14 protein-coding genes are annotated in these 16070 nt (G+C 60.3%); 6 read left to right on the top strand and 8 right to left on the bottom strand.

The genetic code is table 11. The features are described from left to right. The first annotated feature begins 237 nt into the window (after positions 1-237). From ACIF4X_RS18205 to ACIF4X_RS18215, 3 genes are read left to right on the top strand one after another with little or no spacing between them, the layout of a single operon-like run. Complete coding sequence (locus ACIF4X_RS18205; protein ID WP_397483204.1) at positions 238-1482, top strand: exonuclease SbcCD subunit D C-terminal domain-containing protein; 1245 nt, start codon at positions 238-240, stop codon at positions 1480-1482. Continuing rightward, positions 1479-5120, top strand: coding sequence for an SbcC/MukB-like Walker B domain-containing protein (locus ACIF4X_RS18210; RefSeq protein WP_397483205.1), 3642 nt, complete (start codon positions 1479-1481; stop codon positions 5118-5120). Before ACIF4X_RS18205 ends, ACIF4X_RS18210 begins: the two co-directional genes overlap by 4 nt. Further along, entirely contained in the window at positions 5117-5713 is a 597-nt protein-coding gene (locus ACIF4X_RS18215; protein WP_397483206.1) for a glutathione S-transferase, read from the top strand. The genes ACIF4X_RS18210 and ACIF4X_RS18215 overlap by 4 nt, the downstream gene beginning before the upstream one ends. A gap of 124 nt (positions 5714-5837) precedes the next feature. On the opposite strand, the gene ACIF4X_RS18220 is transcribed toward ACIF4X_RS18215, so the two are convergent. The 8 genes from ACIF4X_RS18220 to ACIF4X_RS18255 all read right to left on the bottom strand — a co-directional run bounded on the left by ACIF4X_RS18220 (position 5838) and on the right by ACIF4X_RS18255 (position 12699). After that, positions 5838-6095, bottom strand: coding sequence for a hypothetical protein (locus tag ACIF4X_RS18220; RefSeq protein ID WP_397483207.1), 258 nt, complete (start codon positions 6093-6095; stop codon positions 5838-5840). Next, complete coding sequence (locus ACIF4X_RS18225) at positions 6092-6304, bottom strand: hypothetical protein (RefSeq protein ID WP_397483208.1); 213 nt, start codon at positions 6302-6304, stop codon at positions 6092-6094. Before ACIF4X_RS18225 ends, ACIF4X_RS18220 begins: the two co-directional genes overlap by 4 nt. A gap of 354 nt (positions 6305-6658) precedes the next feature. After that, positions 6659-6838, bottom strand: coding sequence for a hypothetical protein (locus ACIF4X_RS18230; RefSeq protein WP_095111451.1), 180 nt, complete (start codon positions 6836-6838; stop codon positions 6659-6661). 156 nt (positions 6839-6994) lie between these two features. Beyond that, a complete protein-coding gene (locus tag ACIF4X_RS18235; RefSeq protein WP_397483209.1) occupies positions 6995-8170 on the bottom strand; it encodes a lactonase family protein in 1176 nt (391 codons plus the stop codon). Next, positions 8157-8468, bottom strand: coding sequence for a DUF5629 family protein (locus ACIF4X_RS18240; protein WP_008088034.1), 312 nt, complete (start codon positions 8466-8468; stop codon positions 8157-8159). Before ACIF4X_RS18240 ends, ACIF4X_RS18235 begins: the two co-directional genes overlap by 14 nt. 166 nt (positions 8469-8634) lie before the next feature. Next, positions 8635-10215 (bottom strand): aldehyde dehydrogenase (NADP(+)), encoded by a 1581-nt coding sequence (locus ACIF4X_RS18245; RefSeq protein WP_397483210.1) that lies wholly within the window; start codon positions 10213-10215, stop codon positions 8635-8637. A 9-nt stretch (positions 10216-10224) separates the two neighbouring features. Further along, positions 10225-11217, bottom strand: a complete 993-nt coding sequence (gene araD1, locus ACIF4X_RS18250; RefSeq protein WP_397483211.1) for an AraD1 family protein — start codon at positions 11215-11217, stop codon at positions 10225-10227. A 159-nt stretch (positions 11218-11376) separates the two neighbouring features. After that, positions 11377-12699: an MFS transporter gene (locus ACIF4X_RS18255; protein WP_397483212.1), complete on the bottom strand. Its 1323-nt coding sequence runs from the start codon at positions 12697-12699 to the stop codon at positions 11377-11379. A gap of 193 nt (positions 12700-12892) precedes the next feature. On the opposite strand from ACIF4X_RS18255, the gene ACIF4X_RS18260 reads away from it, so the two are divergent. The 3 genes from ACIF4X_RS18260 to ACIF4X_RS18270 all read left to right on the top strand — a co-directional run. Continuing rightward, positions 12893-14629, top strand: a complete 1737-nt coding sequence (locus ACIF4X_RS18260) for an IlvD/Edd family dehydratase (protein WP_007917984.1) — start codon at positions 12893-12895, stop codon at positions 14627-14629. A 187-nt stretch (positions 14630-14816) separates the two neighbouring features. Then, positions 14817-15536 carry a FadR/GntR family transcriptional regulator gene (locus tag ACIF4X_RS18265; protein ID WP_397483213.1) on the top strand — a complete coding sequence of 240 codons (720 nt, stop codon included), beginning with the start codon at positions 14817-14819 and terminating at the stop codon, positions 15534-15536. A 127-nt stretch (positions 15537-15663) separates the two neighbouring features. Further along, positions 15664-16070 (top strand): helix-turn-helix domain-containing protein (locus ACIF4X_RS18270; protein WP_397483214.1); only part of this gene is annotated, 407 nt, incomplete at its 3' end.

Here is a 16070-nt window from a genome sequence, read left to right on the forward strand (position 1 = left end):
GTTGCGCACTAGTATCAAAATAGTGGCGCGATATTAGATGGCCACTATTTTGGCGTCAATTATTAGATGCGCCGAACCGTGGATTCGATCAGCGCAATCAGGCAAACCGTGCCTGTGCGAATAGTCGTTGGCCTGCACGACAAGCCCTCCCGCCGTAATAATCTGTAAACTCTCCCCTCTTTCGCCGTCCTTCATTACCTCGCGGCCATCACCTCTTTAAATGTTGCGGAGTCCACCTTGCGTCTGTTCCACACCTCCGACTGGCACCTTGGGCAAAACCTGCACGGCCAGGAGCGCGATTTCGAGCATGCGTGCTTCCTCGAATGGCTGATGCGCCAACTGCAACTGGCGCAGCCGGATGTGCTGCTGATTGCCGGGGACATCTTCGACACGGTCAATCCGCCGGTCAAAGCTCAGGAACGCCTCTACGACTTCATCGTCAGCGCCCATGAACAACAACCGTTGCTGACCATTGTGATGATCGCCGGCAACCACGATTCCGGCTCGCGGATTGAACTGCCCGCGCCGTTGATGCGCCGTTTGCGCACCCATGCGCTGGGTCGGGTGTTGTGGCTGGATGACGGCCAACTGGATGCCGAACGTCTGCTGCTGCCGTTGCCCAATGCCCAAGGCGAGATCGCCGCGTGGTGTCTGGCGCTGCCGTTTTTGCGTCCGGCAGAGGTGACTGGCGCGCATCTGGGCGACAACTATTTGCGTGGCATCGGTCAGGTGCACGAATGGCTGATCGAAGCGGCCAACGCCAAGCGCAAACCCGGTCAGGCGCTGATCGCCATCAGCCACGCGCACATGGCTGGTGGCTCGGTATCGGAAGACTCTGAGCGCAGCCTGATCATCGGTAACGCCGAAGCCCTGCCCGCCAGCCTGTTCGGGCCGAGCATCAGCTACGTCGCCCTCGGCCACTTGCACAAGCCGCAGAAGGTCAACGGTGAAGAGCGCATTCGTTATAGCGGCTCACCGATTCCGTTGTCGTTTTCGGAGATCGGCTATCAGCACCAGATCCTCGACGTTACGCTCGATGGCGAAACCCTGGTCAGTGTCGAGCCGAAACTGATCCCGCGCTCGGTCAACCTGCAACGCATCGGCCCGGCACCGTTGGCCGAGATTCTGCTGCAACTGGCAGACCTGCCGAACATCGACCTGCTCGCCGAAACCCAGCGTCAGCCCTGGCTGGAGGTGCGCGTAACCCTCGACGAACCGCAGCCGGATCTGCGCCATCAAGTGGAAAGCGCCCTGCAAGGCAAAGCCGTGCGGTTGGTGCGCATTGCCGCTGAATACGCCGGCAATCGGGGTGCTGACGGCGTCGAAGATGGCACCGCGCTGATCGAACTCGACCAACTCACCCCACAGGAATTGTTCAGCCGTGCCTGGCTCGATAACTACGGCAGTGAAGTCGACGAGCAAACGCTGAAGGACTTCGCCGAACTGTTGCAGGACGTGCAACTGGAGGGCGAGCAGCCATGAAGATTCTCGCCATTCGCCTGAAAAACCTCGCCTCGCTGGCCGGGCCGTTCGAGATTGATTTCACCGCTGAGCCGTTGGCCAGTGCCGGGTTGTTCGCGATTACCGGTCCGACCGGCGCCGGTAAAAGCACCCTGCTCGACGCCTTGTGTCTGGCGTTGTTTGGCGCGGTGCCGCGTCTGAACAACACTGGCCGTGACGCCAAAGTCCCGGATGCCGACGGTGAAATCGCCACTGGCGACCCGCGCACCCTGCTGCGTCGCGGCACCGGCGAAGGTTATGCCGAAGTGGATTTCGTCGGTGTCGATGGCCGCCGCTACCGGGCGCGCTGGGAAGCCAACCGCGCCCGCGAGAAGGCCGGCGGCAAGCTGCAAGCCAGTCGTCAGAGCCTGCGCGATATCGATCAGGACCAACTGCTCGCCAGCTCGAAAGGTGAGTACAAAACTCAACTGGAGGCGGCACTCGGCCTGAACTTCGAACAGTTCACCCGCGCCGTGTTGCTGGCCCAGAGCGAATTCAGCGCGTTCCTCAAGGCTGACGACAACGACCGCAGCGAACTGCTGGAAAAACTCACCGACACCGCGCTGTACACCCGCCTCGGCCGGCGCGCCTTCGACAAGACCAAAGAGGCCCGCGAAGCGCACAAGCTGTTGCAGGATCAGGCCACCGGCGTGACCCCGTTGGCACCCGAAGCCCGGGCCGAGCTGGACGAGCGCTTCAATGCTGCACAACAGCAAATGAAGTTGCAGCAGGCGCAGCTCAAACAGCTTGAGCAACAGCACAGCTGGCTCAAGGATTTACGTGTATTGCAGGACGCGCAGCAAGCGGCCGCCGAGCAACTGCACAGTGCACAGCAGCAATCGGAAAGTCTGGCCGGCGAGCGGGTGAAACTGACACGACTGGAACAGCTCGGCCCGCAGCGACATCAGTTCGCGCGCAAAACCGAACTCGATGCCTTGCTCGCGCCACTGGCCGCACAAATCACCGCGCACACCCAGCAACACGCCGAGCTGACTGAGCGCCAAACGCAACTGGAGCAAACTCTGGAAGCGGCGAAAGTAGCCCTGAGCGAAGCGCAGCAACGGCAAAGTGAAAACGCGCCACTGTTGCGTCAGGCCTTTGAAGAGCAAAGCACCCTCGCCCGTCTGGCCAAGGATGTCGCGCAAAGCGCCGAAGCCAGGCTCACTGCGCAGCGGGCTTGCAGCGAGGGCCAGAATGCCATTCAAGCCTTGCAGGAAAAACAGACCCAGGTCGGCGAACGCCTGCAACGCATCGCCGCCGAACTGGAACAAAGCGCTCATCTGGCGCCGTTGAGCGATGCGTGGAATGCCTACCGCGATCGCCTGCAACAGTTGATGTTGATCGGCAATCGTCTGAACAAGGGGCAAGCGGAACTGGCGGGCCTCGAACAGAACGCTACGCGCAGCGCCGCCGAGCTGACCACGCAGAAGCAGCAACTGGAGGTGCTGTTCAAAGAGGCCGGCGCCGAACCCGATGCCGTCGCCGAACAGATCGGCATCCTTGGCACGCTGTTGCAGGACAACCGCAAACAGTTGCGCGCTTTCGAAGACCTGTCGCGCCTGTGGGCCACGCAACAGGATCTGGACAAACGCAGCGCCGAGTTGCAACAGCGCCAGCTCAGCGCCCAGCAGGAACGCGAGCGCCTGACTCAGGACGGCGTGAAAAGCAAAGCCGAACTGACCGTCGCCGAGCAAACTCTCAACGTCACTCGCGAACTGCTTGAACGCCAGCGTCTGGCGCGCAGTGCCAGCGTTGAAGAGTTGCGCGCGCAGTTGCAGGACGATCAGCCGTGCCCGGTCTGTGGCAGCAGCGAGCACCCGTATCATCAACCGGAAGCGTTGCTGCAAAGCCTCGGTCGCCATGATGAAAGCGAGCAGGCCAACGCCCAGCAAGTGGTCGATCAGCTCAAGGAAAAACTCACTGAACTGCGCGCCGAAGTCGTTGGCGTCATTGCTCAGCAGAAAGAACTGCTGCAACAGCAGGAACAACTGGCCACCCAGCAGCAAGCGTTGGCGCCGAGCCTCGACGCGCATCCGCTGTCCACGCAGTTGTTCAATCAGGACGCCGACAAGCGCGATGCCTGGCTCGCCCGGCAAAACGAGCAACTGAACCAGAGCATCACTCAGGACGAACAACGCCAGAACGCCCTGCTCACCCTGCAACAGGATGCCGCGCGGCTGACCCAGCAATTGCGTCATGCCGAAACTGCGCACCAGCAGGCCGCGCAGCATTTGAGCAATCAGCAGCGTGAGCTGAGCAGCGACCGTCAGCGTCTCGACGAAGAACTCAGCGCGTTCGGCAGTTTGTTGCCGGCCGACACCCTGGAAGCCTTGCGCCAGGAACCGGCCGCGACGTTCATGCAGCTCGACCGGCAGATTGCCGAGCGCCTGGCGCAAGTCGATCAGCAGAAGGAAGAACAGGCCGAGCAGCAACAGCGGCAGCAGACCCTGGAAAAAGAACAGGATCGCCAGCAGACCCGCGCACAGCAGTTGCTCAGCGCCGAACAGCAATTCACTGCGCTGACGGAGCAACAGCAAGCCTGCCAGCAGAAACTCGCGCAATTGCTTGGCCAGCACAGCAGCGCCGAGCACTGGCAGCAGCAGCTTGAGCAAGCGGTGGAACAGGCGCGCAACGCCGAAACCGTTACCGCGCAGGAACTGCAGAATGTGCGCACGCAACTCGTGCAGATCTCCGCCGAACTCAAGGCGCAGCAAGAGCGTTTGCAGGCACTGGAAAACGAAGAGCAGGACCTGGCCGGCAAGATTGCTGACTGGCGCGCCCGCCATCCGGAGCTGGATGACGGCGGCCTCGAAGACCTGTTGCGAGTCGATGACGGGCAAGTCGCCGAACTGCGCCAGCGCTTGCAGCACAACGAAAAAGCCATCGAACAGGCCAAGGTGTTGTTGCAGGAGCGTGATCGCTTATTGCTCGATCATCAGGCGCAGCACAACGGCAACCTCGATGCCGAACAACTGGCCAGCGCCCTCACCGACCTGCAGAACCAGTTCACCGTCAGCGAACAGCAATGCGCCGAACTGCGTGCCGAACAGGTCGAAGACCAGCGCCGGCAAAACGCCAATCAGGCGCTCGCGCAGCAGATCGCTTCGGCGTATGCCGAATATCAACGCTGGGCGCGCCTGAGTGCCTTGATCGGCTCGGCCACCGGTGACACTTTCCGCAAGATTGCTCAGGCCTACAACCTCGACCTGCTGGTGCATCACGCCAACGTGCAACTGCGCCAACTGGTCAAACGCTATCGCCTGAAACGCGGCGGCAGCATGCTCGGCCTGCTGGTGATGGATACCGAAATGGGCGACGAACTGCGCTCGGTGCACTCGCTGTCCGGTGGCGAGACGTTCCTGGTGTCATTGGCGTTGGCGCTGGGTCTGGCGTCGATGGCGTCGAGCACGCTGAAGATTGAATCGCTGTTTATCGATGAAGGTTTTGGCAGCCTTGATCCGGAGTCGCTGCAACTGGCGATGGATGCACTCGATGGTTTGCAGGCGCAGGGCCGCAAAGTTGCGGTGATTTCCCATGTGCAGGAAATGCACGAGCGGATTCCGGTGCAGATTCAGGTGCAGCGCCAAGGCAACGGCTTGAGCACACTGGAGGTGAAATGAACACGCTGTATTCCTTTCGCCGCTGCCCGTATGCGATGCGCGCGCGGATGGCGTTGCGTTACTCGGGTGTACCGGTGAACATCGTTGAGGTCAGCCTCAAGGCGAAACCGGCCGAGATGCTGGCGATCTCGCCCAAGGGTACGGTGCCGGTGCTGGATGCTGGCGGGCGGGTGATTGATGAGAGTCTGGAGATCATGCGCTGGGCGTTGGCGCAGAATGATCCGGACAACTGGCTACTCGACGGGGACTCGTTCGGGGCGTTATGGATGGACAAGCTGATTCAGGGCAACGATCAAGTGTTCAAGGTGCACCTGAATCGCTACAAGTACGCCGAGCGCTATCCCGAACAGCGGATGGAGGTTTATCGGGCTGAGGGCGCGTTGTTTTTGCAGAAGCTGGATGAGTTGCTGACGGATCGCGATTATTTGCTGGCCGAGCACTTGAGTCTGGCGGATGTGGCATTACTGCCGTTCGTTCGGCAGTTTGCCCATGTGGATCGCGAGTGGTTTGCGCAGACGCCCTATGTTCGCTTACAAGCCTGGTTGCAGCGTTTCCTCGAGTCCGAGCTCTTCACCTCGATCATGAAAAAATAACCCTTACCTTCCTGCTTTGATCGTTCCCACGCTCTGCGTGGGAATGTCTCAAGGGACGCTCTGCGTTCCAATCGGACGCGGAGCGTCCGGGCTGCATTCCCACGCGGAGCGTGGGAACGATCAGTCAGGCCAGCGCGTTGCACATGCCGAGGGCCATGCAATCTATCTCGAATGGCCCGAGAAAATCGGCCGAGACTTTTACCGGTGGATTGCCGGCCATCAGCCCCAGGGTATTCGCTCGTTCGATGTTGTGCGCGATGCTGTGATTGGCCTCTATGGCCCGGGCCAATGCGCCGACCGAGCCTTGGCCGATACCCAGTAACGATGCGCCGTTGGTGAAGAACGCCAAACCAGCGATCACCCAGAGTCTGTAGCCTTTCATGCTCCGCCGACTCCCGCGAGTTCGGCCCGGTCGACCATCACGCTTTGCGAGCGGACTTCGAGCTGGATGCCGGGGTGGGCGACTTGAATCGGGGCTTCGAAGCTGTGTTCCATCTGCGAGGCGATGCTGACGACCAGCACCACGGCCAGGTAAAGACCGATGGCCAGGTAGGCGCCGCGTTTGGCTGAATGAATGATTGCGCTGGCCATGGTGTTCTCCCGTGGGCATGTTTCGATGTCCAAAGAATCGATCAAAAAAGGCGTGGCAACTACTCAGGGTTTTCCATAGTAAACATCAGCTTCGTTGATTATTTAGCCAGTCTATTTGCGGGTTTGAAGAAAGCTATCGTGCGGTGAAAAACACACGTGCAGGAGCTGCCGAAGGCTGCGATCTGATCGTTCCCATGCTCAGCGTGGGAATGCCTCTTGGGACGCTCTGCGTCCAGTGACGCGGAGCGTCACGGGCTGCGTTCCCACGCGGAGCGTGGGAACGATCATCCCAAGGGCAAGATCAAGACTGCAGCCTTCGGCAGCTCCTGCAGGGAGTTGTGCGGAACGAGCATTTCAGTGTTGGGCTTTGTGATCCAGGGCGGCGTAGAAGTTGGCGCTCTGTTGCAGGTATTTCTGGGTGTAGCTCTGGGTGTGGGATTTTTTGCTGGTGATTTCAACGTTGGCACTGGCTGGCAGCACAACGGTGGCGGAGATGGCGGAAGCGGCAATCACGGAGAAGAGATTGAAGTTCATGGCGGTAACCCTCGTGTTCGGTTGGCTTGTTTGCCCGGTTGGGCCGTGAAGCAAACTTAACGCTCGAGGGTCGATCGCTTGAAATGCTTTGTAGCATTACCGGATATCAGCGCGATTAATACAAAGAGACAGGCCCCGCAAACCGGGGCCTGTGGCTTATCGTCGCACTAGAAACTTGAGGTCGCTCGGCGCGTCCATCGGCAGTTTCTGCACGGTTTTGCCGAGCAGACCGGTCTTGCCATCGCGCTCGACGACGACAATTTCGTTGCTCTTCTGGTTGGCAATCAGCAGGAACTTACCGCTCGGATCAAGGCTGAACTCGCGCGGGTGATCACCTTCCACCGAACGCTTTTGCAGCTCTTTGAGCTGGCCGCTCGCCGGATCAATCGCAAACACCACCAGTTGATTGGCGGTGCCACGGTTGCTGACATAGAGAAACTTGCCATTCGCCGAGGCGTGCAGCGCGGCGCCGGCCTTGTCCGACGTTGGCTGGCCGGCGGCCAGATCGACCAGTTGCGTCTGGGTCAGCACGCCGTCGTTGTAGTCGAACACCGCAACCTGCGCGCTCATTTCCATGGTCAGCCAGGCGTGTTTGCCATCGGCGCTGAACAATAGATGACGCGGGCCGCTGCCGGCTGGCAACGCCACGGAAGCGGTTTTCGCCGGGGTCAGCGGTAAATCCGGATTGGCTTTCGGGTCGAATTGGTAGATGAAAACTTTGTCCGCACCGAGGTCGTTGGAGAACACATAGCGACCGTCCGGCGAAGAGACCGTCGAGTGTACGTGGTTCGAGGCCTGGCGCTCAGGATTGACCCGGCTGGCCGGGTGCGCGCTCATCTGCACGACGGGTTTGAGCTTGCCGTCAGCACCGACCGGCAATACCGCCAGCGTTCCACCCGGATCTTCCACCACCGAATAGTTGCTGACGAACAAGTGGCTGGCGTCAGCGCTGAGGCTCGAATGGGTCGGCTCGTTGCCCAGGCTCTGCACCTGATTGATCAGGGTCAGCGTGTGGGTTTTCGGATCGATCGAATAGCTGCTGACACGGCCGACCGGGTCTTTCTGGCCGGGGCCGTTTTCATTGACCACGAACAGGCGATGCTGATCCTTGGACAGGGTCAGCCACGACGGGTTTTCGCTCTTGACCACTTGCAGCGGCTTGGCGGCGATCTGGCCGGTGGCGCTGTCGAAATTCATTCGATAAATGCCTTGGCTGGTGCCGGCGGTATAGGAGCCGACCAGCAACTGGAAGTTCTCGGCAGAGGCCGTGGACAGCCCCATCGCGCCGACGCTGCCGGCCATCAGCAGCGGCCAGAATTTACGCATTTTCATCAGTGTCATCCTCGTCGTCGCTGCTGCTGACTACATCGCCATGACACACCAGGCGATGTTCGCCGATCGCTTTGGTTTCATTGAAGTAGCCGACGATCAACCAGCTCTGCAAAGAGTCGTCGAAGGTTGCTGCGGCAACCTGAGCCGGCGTGAATTCCCAATGCTTGGCCGCTCGACCATCGATGCATTCGATGTGCAGGTTGTCGTCTTCGTCGAGGGCGAATTCGAAGGCATGCAAGCCGTCGATTTCGACCATACCGCAGTGTTCGAGGGCGTTGAGAAGGGTTTGGGCAGTCATGGCAAACAGTCTTTCTAGGGGGAAAGGGCCAATGATAGCTCATTGACGATGCAGAACCCCTGTGGGAGCTGGCTTGCCAGCGATAGCAATCTGTCAGTCACATCTATATTGGATGTGCCGCCGTCATCGCTGGCAAGCCAGCTCCCACAGTGATTTGCGGTGTAGATTAGAGGGCGTCGCGTGAGGGCTTGCCATCAACGAGGCGCTGGATGCGCAGCGGGTTGGCGTTTTTCAGCGGCTCCGGCAACAAGCTGTCCGGGTAATTCTGGAAGCACACCGGGCGCAGGAAGCGGTCGATCGCCAAGGTGCCAACCGAGGTGCCACGGGCATCGGATGTCGCCGGATACGGCCCGCCGTGCACCATCGAATCACAGACTTCGACACCGGTCGGATAACCGTTGAGCAAGATCCGCCCGACCTTCTGTTCCAGCAACGGCGTCAGCTCAGGGAAACGCTCGAAGTCCGCCGGCTCGCCAATGATCGTCGCGGTGAGTTGCCCGTGCAGACCGTTCAACGCGGCGCGGAGTTGCGCCTTGTCCGCCACTTCGACAATCACCGTGGTCGGGCCGAACACTTCTTCCTGCAGCACTTCATCGCCATCAATCAACAGGCTGGCATCGGCCTTGAACAATTGCGGCTGTGCCTGATTACCCTGCTGTGGATTACCCGCCAGGTGCTCGATGCCGGGATGCGCCATCAGTTTCTGCAAGCCTTTGCCGTAGCTGCCGAGAGTGCCGGCGTTGAGCATGGTCTGCGCCGGTTGATCACCGATCAGCCCGGCAACCTGCTGCACGAAAGCGCTGAACTGCGGCGAACGAATGCCGATCACCAAACCCGGATTGGTGCAGAACTGTCCGCAGCCTTGCACGACCGAAGCGGTCAGGTCACGAGCAACCGTTTCGGAACGCTCGGCAAGGGCCTGCGGCAGAACGATCACCGGGTTGATGCTCGACATCTCGGCAAACACCGGAATCGGTTGCGGGCGCGCAGCGGCCATGTCGCACAGCGCACGGCCGCCCTTGAGCGATCCGGTGAAACCGACTGCCTGAATCGCCGGATGCTTGACCAGCCACTCACCGACGCCACCGCCGTAGATCATGTTGAACACGCCGGCCGGCATCGCGGTTTTTTCGGCGGCGCGAATCAGCGCATCGGCGACCAGTTCAGCCGTGGCCATGTGACCGCTGTGAGCCTTGAACACCACCGGGCAACCAGCGGCCAGCGCCGAAGCGGTGTCGCCGCCAGCGGTGGAAAAGGCCAGTGGAAAGTTGCTCGCACCGAACACGGCCACAGGACCGAGACCAATGCGGTATTGGCGCAGATCCGGACGTGGCAATGGCTGGCGATCCGGCAGTGGCAGATCAATGCGCGCCCCGTAGAAATCACCACGGCGCAGGACTTTGGCGAACAGGCGCATCTGCCCGCTGGTGCGCCCGCGTTCACCTTGAATGCGTCCGGCCGGCAATGCCGTTTCGCGGCAGACCACGGCGACGAAATCATCACCGAGGGCGTCCAGTTCATCAGCGATCGCGTCGAGAAACTGCGCGCGGCGCTCGGCGCTGAGGCTGCGATACGCCGGGTACGCGGCAGCGGCGGCTTTGGCGGCGGCGTCGACTTCTTCAACCGTGGCCTGGATGAAATCGTGCGGCAGTTGCTCGCCCGTCGTTGCGTCGACCGATTGCAGTTTGACGGTGCCAGCGGCGCTGCGCTGACCACCGATGTAGTTGTGACCGAGAATCTGAGTCATGGGATCTCCTTAAAGGGTGCCGATGCTGTCCGGTTCATAAACCGCTGGGACCGGGACGATGCCGTTGACCAGTGGCGCGCCGAATTCGCCCTGGCTGATTTCAAAGACGTCGCCCGGCTGGGTGCGAATGCCATCGGCGAACGACAGGGTCGCGGTGCCGAAGAAGTGAATGTGCACGTCACCGGGACGCAGGAACTGACTGTATTTGAAGTGGTGGTATTCGAGGTTGGCGAGGCTGTGGCACATGTTCGCCTCGCCACTGAGAAACTCGTTCTGCCAGAGCACTTCGCCGTCACGCAGGATGCGACTGGTGCCGGCCAGATGTTGAGGCAATTCACCGGTGCGAAGTTCCGGGCCATAGCTGCAACTGCGCAATTTCGAGTGCGCGAGGTACAGGTAATTCTTGCGTTCCATGATGTGATCGGAGAACTCGTTGCCTACCGCAAAGCCCAGGCGATACGGCTTGCCGTCGTTGCCGATGAGGTACAGCCCGGCCATTTCCGGTTCCTCACCGGCGTCTTCGGCAAATGGCGGCACCGGGAATGGCTGACCCGGGCGCACGACGATGCTGCCATCGCCCTTGTAGAACCATTCCGGTTGCACACCGGCCTGCCCCGCCGCCGGTTTACCGCCCTCCACGCCCCATTTGAAGATGCGCATGGTGTCAGTCATGGTCGCTTCGTCGCCGGCCTGCTGGTGCATTTTATCCCGCGCCGAGGCACTGCCAAGATGGGTCAGGCCGGTGCCGCTGACCAACATGTGCGCCGGATCCGGGTGGTCGAGAGGTGGCAGGATGCGCAGTTGCGCGAGCAGTTCGGCGTAATCGTGGCTGATGCCGAGGCCGAGGGTTTGCACTTGCTGTTCCAGGGTGCTGCCGGCCTCGATCGCGGCCAGGGCCAGATCGCGCACGCTGCGCGCATCCTGGACTTCACGCACCAGACCGTTGTCGACCACGCCCACGCGGCGTTCGCGGTTGCTTAATTCGAATTGAACCAGATGCATATGTCCTCTCCTTTCTACAAAACTTCGAAACACTGCAAAACCCTGTGGGAGCTGGCTTGCCAGCGATGGCAATGGGACATCCAGCATTAATGTGTCTGACAGATTGCTATCGCTGGCAAGCCAGCTCCCACAGGCTCCATGGTGATTGATGGTTGAGGGTCAGGTGCGGGTAGCGCCGCGGGCGCTGGAGGCGAACTGGTCAACCGGCAGCACGTGTTTGCGTTCCAGCACGCGGTACACCACGCCCGTCAGGATCAAGCCGAACACCATCACGCCGGAGAGGAAATACAACCCCGAAGCCAGGTTGCCGGTGTACTCCTTCAACGCGCCAATCACGAACGGCCCGATGTACCCACCCAGATTCCCCACCGAATTGATCAACGCAATCCCCGCCGCCGCGCTCGCGCCAGCAAAGAATCGCCCCGGCAAGGTCCAGAACACCGCCGTGCAGGAAAACAGCGCGAACGCCACCAGACACAGCGCCGCCAGTTGCGCGACCGGCAACGACAGCCAGGCACTGAGAAACAGGCCAATCGCACCCAGCACATACAGCACCGCCAGATGCCCGTAGCGATCATTCAAGCGATCGGAGCTGCGTGGCACGATCAACAGACCGATGATCCCGAAGATGTACGGCACCGACGAGACAAAACCGGTCACCAGATCGCTGCCGCCAAACTGTTTGATCAGCGTCGGTAACCATAGACCGAGGCCATAAATGCTCAACGTCACCGGCAGATAGAACAGCGCCAGCAGCAACACGCGTTTGTCTTTCAGCGCATGCAGCGGATTGCCGTGGCGGGTCTGGCCGTACTCCTGCAGATCTTTTTTCAGCTCGCCGGTCAGCCAGTCCTTTTCCGCCTGATCCATCCATTTCACTTGTTGCGGCCCATCCGGCAACCAACGCAGCACCGGCCAGGTCAGCAGGATCGCCGGGGTGCCGATCACGATAAACAGCCACTGCCAGCCGTGCAGACCGAGAACGCCATCCATGCCGAGCAAACCACCGGACACCGGGCCGGTGATCATCATCGCGATGGGTTGCGAGAGGATGAACAGCCCGAGGATCTTGCCGCGATGGCGCACCGGGAACCATTGGGTGATGTAGTAGAGAACGCCGGGGAAGAACCCCGCCTCGGCCGCGCCGAGCAGAAAGCGCATCACGTAGAAACTGTGCGGGCCCTGGACGAAGGCCATGCCGATAGTGATCGCGCCCCAGGTGATCATGATTCGCGCGAACCAGCGTCGTGCGCCGAAGCGTTCGAGCATCAGGTTGCTGGGGATTTCGAGGAGGAAGTAACCAATGAAGAACAGCCCGGCGCCGAGGCCGTAAGCCGCATCGCCAATGCCGATGTCGGCGCCCATGTGCAGCTTGGCGAAGCCGACAGCGGAGCGATCCACATAGGCGATCAGGTACAGCAGGATCAGGAAAGGAATCAGTTTCAGCGTAATGCGCCGTATCAGCCGCAGTTCCTGGCTCATGAGATCGGTCTCCGATTGTTGTTTTTATAGAACCTCGGGGGACGCCTCTCACGGAAAACCGTCAGGGCCATCCCTCCGTCGAAAACGACTATATAGTAATACTAATTCACCAACAACACTTCCAAACATAGGTTTTTGAGCTTAGATTAAGCCGTAGCTGGAACACTATAGTCATACAATAAGAGAATCGATCATGTCTGATAAGAAACCCACCCTGCGCTCCGCCCAATGGTTTGGCACGGCCGACAAGAACGGCTTCATGTACCGCAGCTGGATGAAGAATCAGGGCATCGCCGACCACCAGTTCCACGGCAAGCCGATCATCGGCATCTGCAACACGTGGTCGGAGCTGACCCCGTGCAACGCCCACTTCCGCCAGATCGCGGAGCACGTCAAACGCGGGGTGATCGAGGCCGGTGGTTTTCCAGTGGAATTCCCGGTGTTCTCCAACGGCGAATCAAACCTGCGCCCGACCGCGATGCTCACCCGCAACCTGGCGAGCATGGACGTTGAAGAGGCGATTCGTGGCAACCCGATTGACGGCGTAGTGCTGCTGACCGGTTGCGACAAAACCACCCCGGCGCTGCTGATGGGCGCGGCCAGTTGCGATGTGCCGGCGATTGTTGTCACCGGCGGGCCGATGTTGAACGGCAAGCACAAAGGCAAGGACATCGGTTCCGGCACCGTGGTCTGGCAGCTCAGCGAACAGGTCAAGGCCGGCACCATCACCATCGATGATTTCCTCGCAGCCGAGGGCGGCATGTCGCGTTCGGCGGGCACCTGCAACACCATGGGCACCGCATCGACCATGGCTTGCATGGCGGAAGCACTGGGCACTTCGCTGCCGCACAACGCGGCGATCCCGGCGGTGGATGCGCGACGTTATGTGTTGGCGCACATGTCCGGCATGCGTGCGGTGGAGATGGTTCGCGAAGATTTGAAACTGTCGAAGATTCTGACTAAAGAAGCTTTCGAGAACGCTATCCGCGTGAACGCCGCGATCGGCGGTTCGACCAACGCGGTGATTCACTTGAAAGCCATCGCCGGGCGCATCGGCGTTGAGCTGGATCTGGATGACTGGACGCGCATCGGGCGCGGCATGCCGACCATTGTCGACCTACAGCCGTCGGGGCGTTTCCTGATGGAAGAATTTTATTACGCCGGTGGGTTGCCAGCGGTGCTGCGCCGTCTCGGTGAAGCCAATCTGATTCCGAATCCGAATGCACTGACCGTCAACGGCAAGTCGATCGGCGAGAACACCAAGGACGCGCCGATCTATGGCGAAGACGAGGTGATCCGCACGCTCGACAACCCGATTCGCGCCGATGGCGGGATTTGTGTGTTGCGCGGCAATCTGGCGCCACTCGGTGCGGTGCTCAAACCGTCTGCTGCGACCCCGGAATTGATGCAGCATCGCGGCCGCGCGGTGGTGTTCGAGAACTTCGACATGTACAAGGCGCGGATCAACGATCCGGAACTGGACGTCGACAAGGATTCGATTCTGGTGATGAAGAACTGCGGGCCAAAAGGTTATCCGGGCATGGCCGAAGTCGGCAACATGGGGCTGCCGGCCAAGCTGTTGGCGCAGGGTGTGACCGACATGGTGCGCATTTCCGATGCGCGAATGAGCGGCACGGCGTATGGCACCGTGGTTCTGCACGTGGCGCCGGAAGCGGCGGCTGGCGGGCCTTTGGCGACCGTGAAGGAAGGCGACTGGATCGAGCTGGATTGCGCCACCGGACGTTTGCACCTGGATATTCCGGATGCCGAATTGGCAGCGCGCATGGCGGATCTGCAGCCACCGCAGCAGTTGCTGGTGGGCGGCTATCGCCAGCTGTACATCGACCATGTGCTGCAGGCGGATCAGGGTTGCGACTTTGACTTCCTCGTTGGTTGCCGAGGCGCCGAAGTCCCGCGCCACTCCCACTGACGCAGCCGTCCCCCTGTGGGAGCGAGCCTGCTCGCGAAGAGGGAGTGTCAGTCGACATCTATTTGACTGATATGCCGCCTTCGCGAGCAGGCTCGCTCCCACATTTGGTTTGTGTGTCTGCCTCAAGATTGTCTGGTGCCTGCTATGATGCGCGGCATCTCCATCGCTCAGGATTGCCCCGCTCCCCATGGATTACCGCAAACCTTCCGACCGTAAAAGCATGCACTCGCGCATCGTCCAGGAACTGGGCATGCAGATCGTCTCCGGACGCTTCAAGCCCGACGACAAACTGCCCGCCGAAGCCCTGCTCTGCGAGGAGTATGCGGTCAGCCGGCCGGTGTTGCGCGAAGCCACGCGGGTGTTGGTGGCCAAGGGGTTGGTGTATTCGAAGCCACGCGTCGGTACGGTGGTCAAGGCTCGCCGCGAATGGCACATGCTCGACCCCGACGTGCTGCACTGGCTGATGCAGAGCAGCCCGCAGAATGAGTTTTTCAATGTGCTGACCAGTGTGCGCAGCATCATTGAGCCGGCTGCCGCCGCCCTCGCCGCTCAACATGCGACAGAAGCTGAAATTGCGGGGATTGGTGAGGCGTACCAGCGCATGGAAGCGGCGCCGACGCCGGAAGCGTTGTTACAGCCGGATCTGGATTTTCACAGCCGGATTGCCGACGCGACGCACAATGATTTGCTGGCGAACCTGTGCAACATGTTGTCGGTGGCGATTGCCGAGGCGTTGAAGCATTCGAATCAAAGGCCGAATCTGCATGAGCTGGCGTTGCCACGGCATAAGGCGATTCTAACCGCCATTGAGAACCGTGATGCCCTTGGTGCTCGGCATGCGACGTTGGTGCAGCTGGATGATGCGCGTAGTGCACTCAGCGTTGTGCTCGGCACAGAACTTTCCTGAATCTTGAGACTGCTTGCCCTCACCCTAGCCCTCTCCCTGTATGTACCGGAGACATGGTGGACAGGTGTTCGGAGACATGGTGGACACATTTTAATAGACACATTGCTCATCGCGAAGGAGATGGCCTGTGTCTTGGGAAGAGGTGTCCACCGTGCAGCTTCGTTCAGAATTCGTGCTGTTGGCTCGGCAAGAAGGGGCCAATGTTCGGCAGCTTTGCCGTCGATTCAATATCAGCCCAAGCACTGCCTACAAATGGCTAAACAGGTTTGAAAACCTCGGTGCGCAAGGGTTGATCGATCAGTCTCGACGACCAAAGACGTCACCCAAACGCTGCGCTGAAGAGGTTGAGCAGCAGATTTTGACCGTGAGTCAGGAGTACGCCGCTTGGGGCGCTCGCAAGCTCAAGCGTGTGTTGGAAGACGACGGCAAAGTGATGCCCTCTGTCAGCACCGTGCATGCGGTTTTACAGCGTCATTCGCGCGTTGATCCAAAGGCTGCCGAGGTCAAACCGTTCATCCGGTTCGAGCATGAAGC

The organism is Pseudomonas sp. NPDC085632, assembly GCF_044541255.1.
In the GTDB taxonomy this organism is placed as follows: domain Bacteria; phylum Pseudomonadota; class Gammaproteobacteria; order Pseudomonadales; family Pseudomonadaceae; genus Aquipseudomonas.

Coding starts and splice junctions, on each gene's coding strand:
- ACIF4X_RS18225 (WP_397483208.1), bottom strand. CDS start 6,304: ATGGCCAGCGCAATCATTCATTCAGCCAAACGCGGCGCCTACCTGGCC.
- ACIF4X_RS18265 (WP_397483213.1), top strand. CDS start 14,817: ATGGATTACCGCAAACCTTCCGACCGTAAAAGCATGCACTCGCGCATC.
- ACIF4X_RS18245 (WP_397483210.1), bottom strand. CDS start 10,215: ATGACTCAGATTCTCGGTCACAACTACATCGGTGGTCAGCGCAGCGCC.
- ACIF4X_RS18230 (WP_095111451.1), bottom strand. CDS start 6,838: ATGAACTTCAATCTCTTCTCCGTGATTGCCGCTTCCGCCATCTCCGCC.
- ACIF4X_RS18235 (WP_397483209.1), bottom strand. CDS start 8,170: ATGAAAATGCGTAAATTCTGGCCGCTGCTGATGGCCGGCAGCGTCGGC.
- ACIF4X_RS18210 (WP_397483205.1), top strand. CDS start 1,479: ATGAAGATTCTCGCCATTCGCCTGAAAAACCTCGCCTCGCTGGCCGGG.
- ACIF4X_RS18255 (WP_397483212.1), bottom strand. CDS start 12,699: ATGAGCCAGGAACTGCGGCTGATACGGCGCATTACGCTGAAACTGATT.
- ACIF4X_RS18260 (WP_007917984.1), top strand. CDS start 12,893: ATGTCTGATAAGAAACCCACCCTGCGCTCCGCCCAATGGTTTGGCACG.
- ACIF4X_RS18240 (WP_008088034.1), bottom strand. CDS start 8,468: ATGACTGCCCAAACCCTTCTCAACGCCCTCGAACACTGCGGTATGGTC.
- ACIF4X_RS18220 (WP_397483207.1), bottom strand. CDS start 6,095: ATGAAAGGCTACAGACTCTGGGTGATCGCTGGTTTGGCGTTCTTCACC.
- ACIF4X_RS18215 (WP_397483206.1), top strand. CDS start 5,117: ATGAACACGCTGTATTCCTTTCGCCGCTGCCCGTATGCGATGCGCGCG.
- araD1 (WP_397483211.1), bottom strand. CDS start 11,217: ATGCATCTGGTTCAATTCGAATTAAGCAACCGCGAACGCCGCGTGGGC.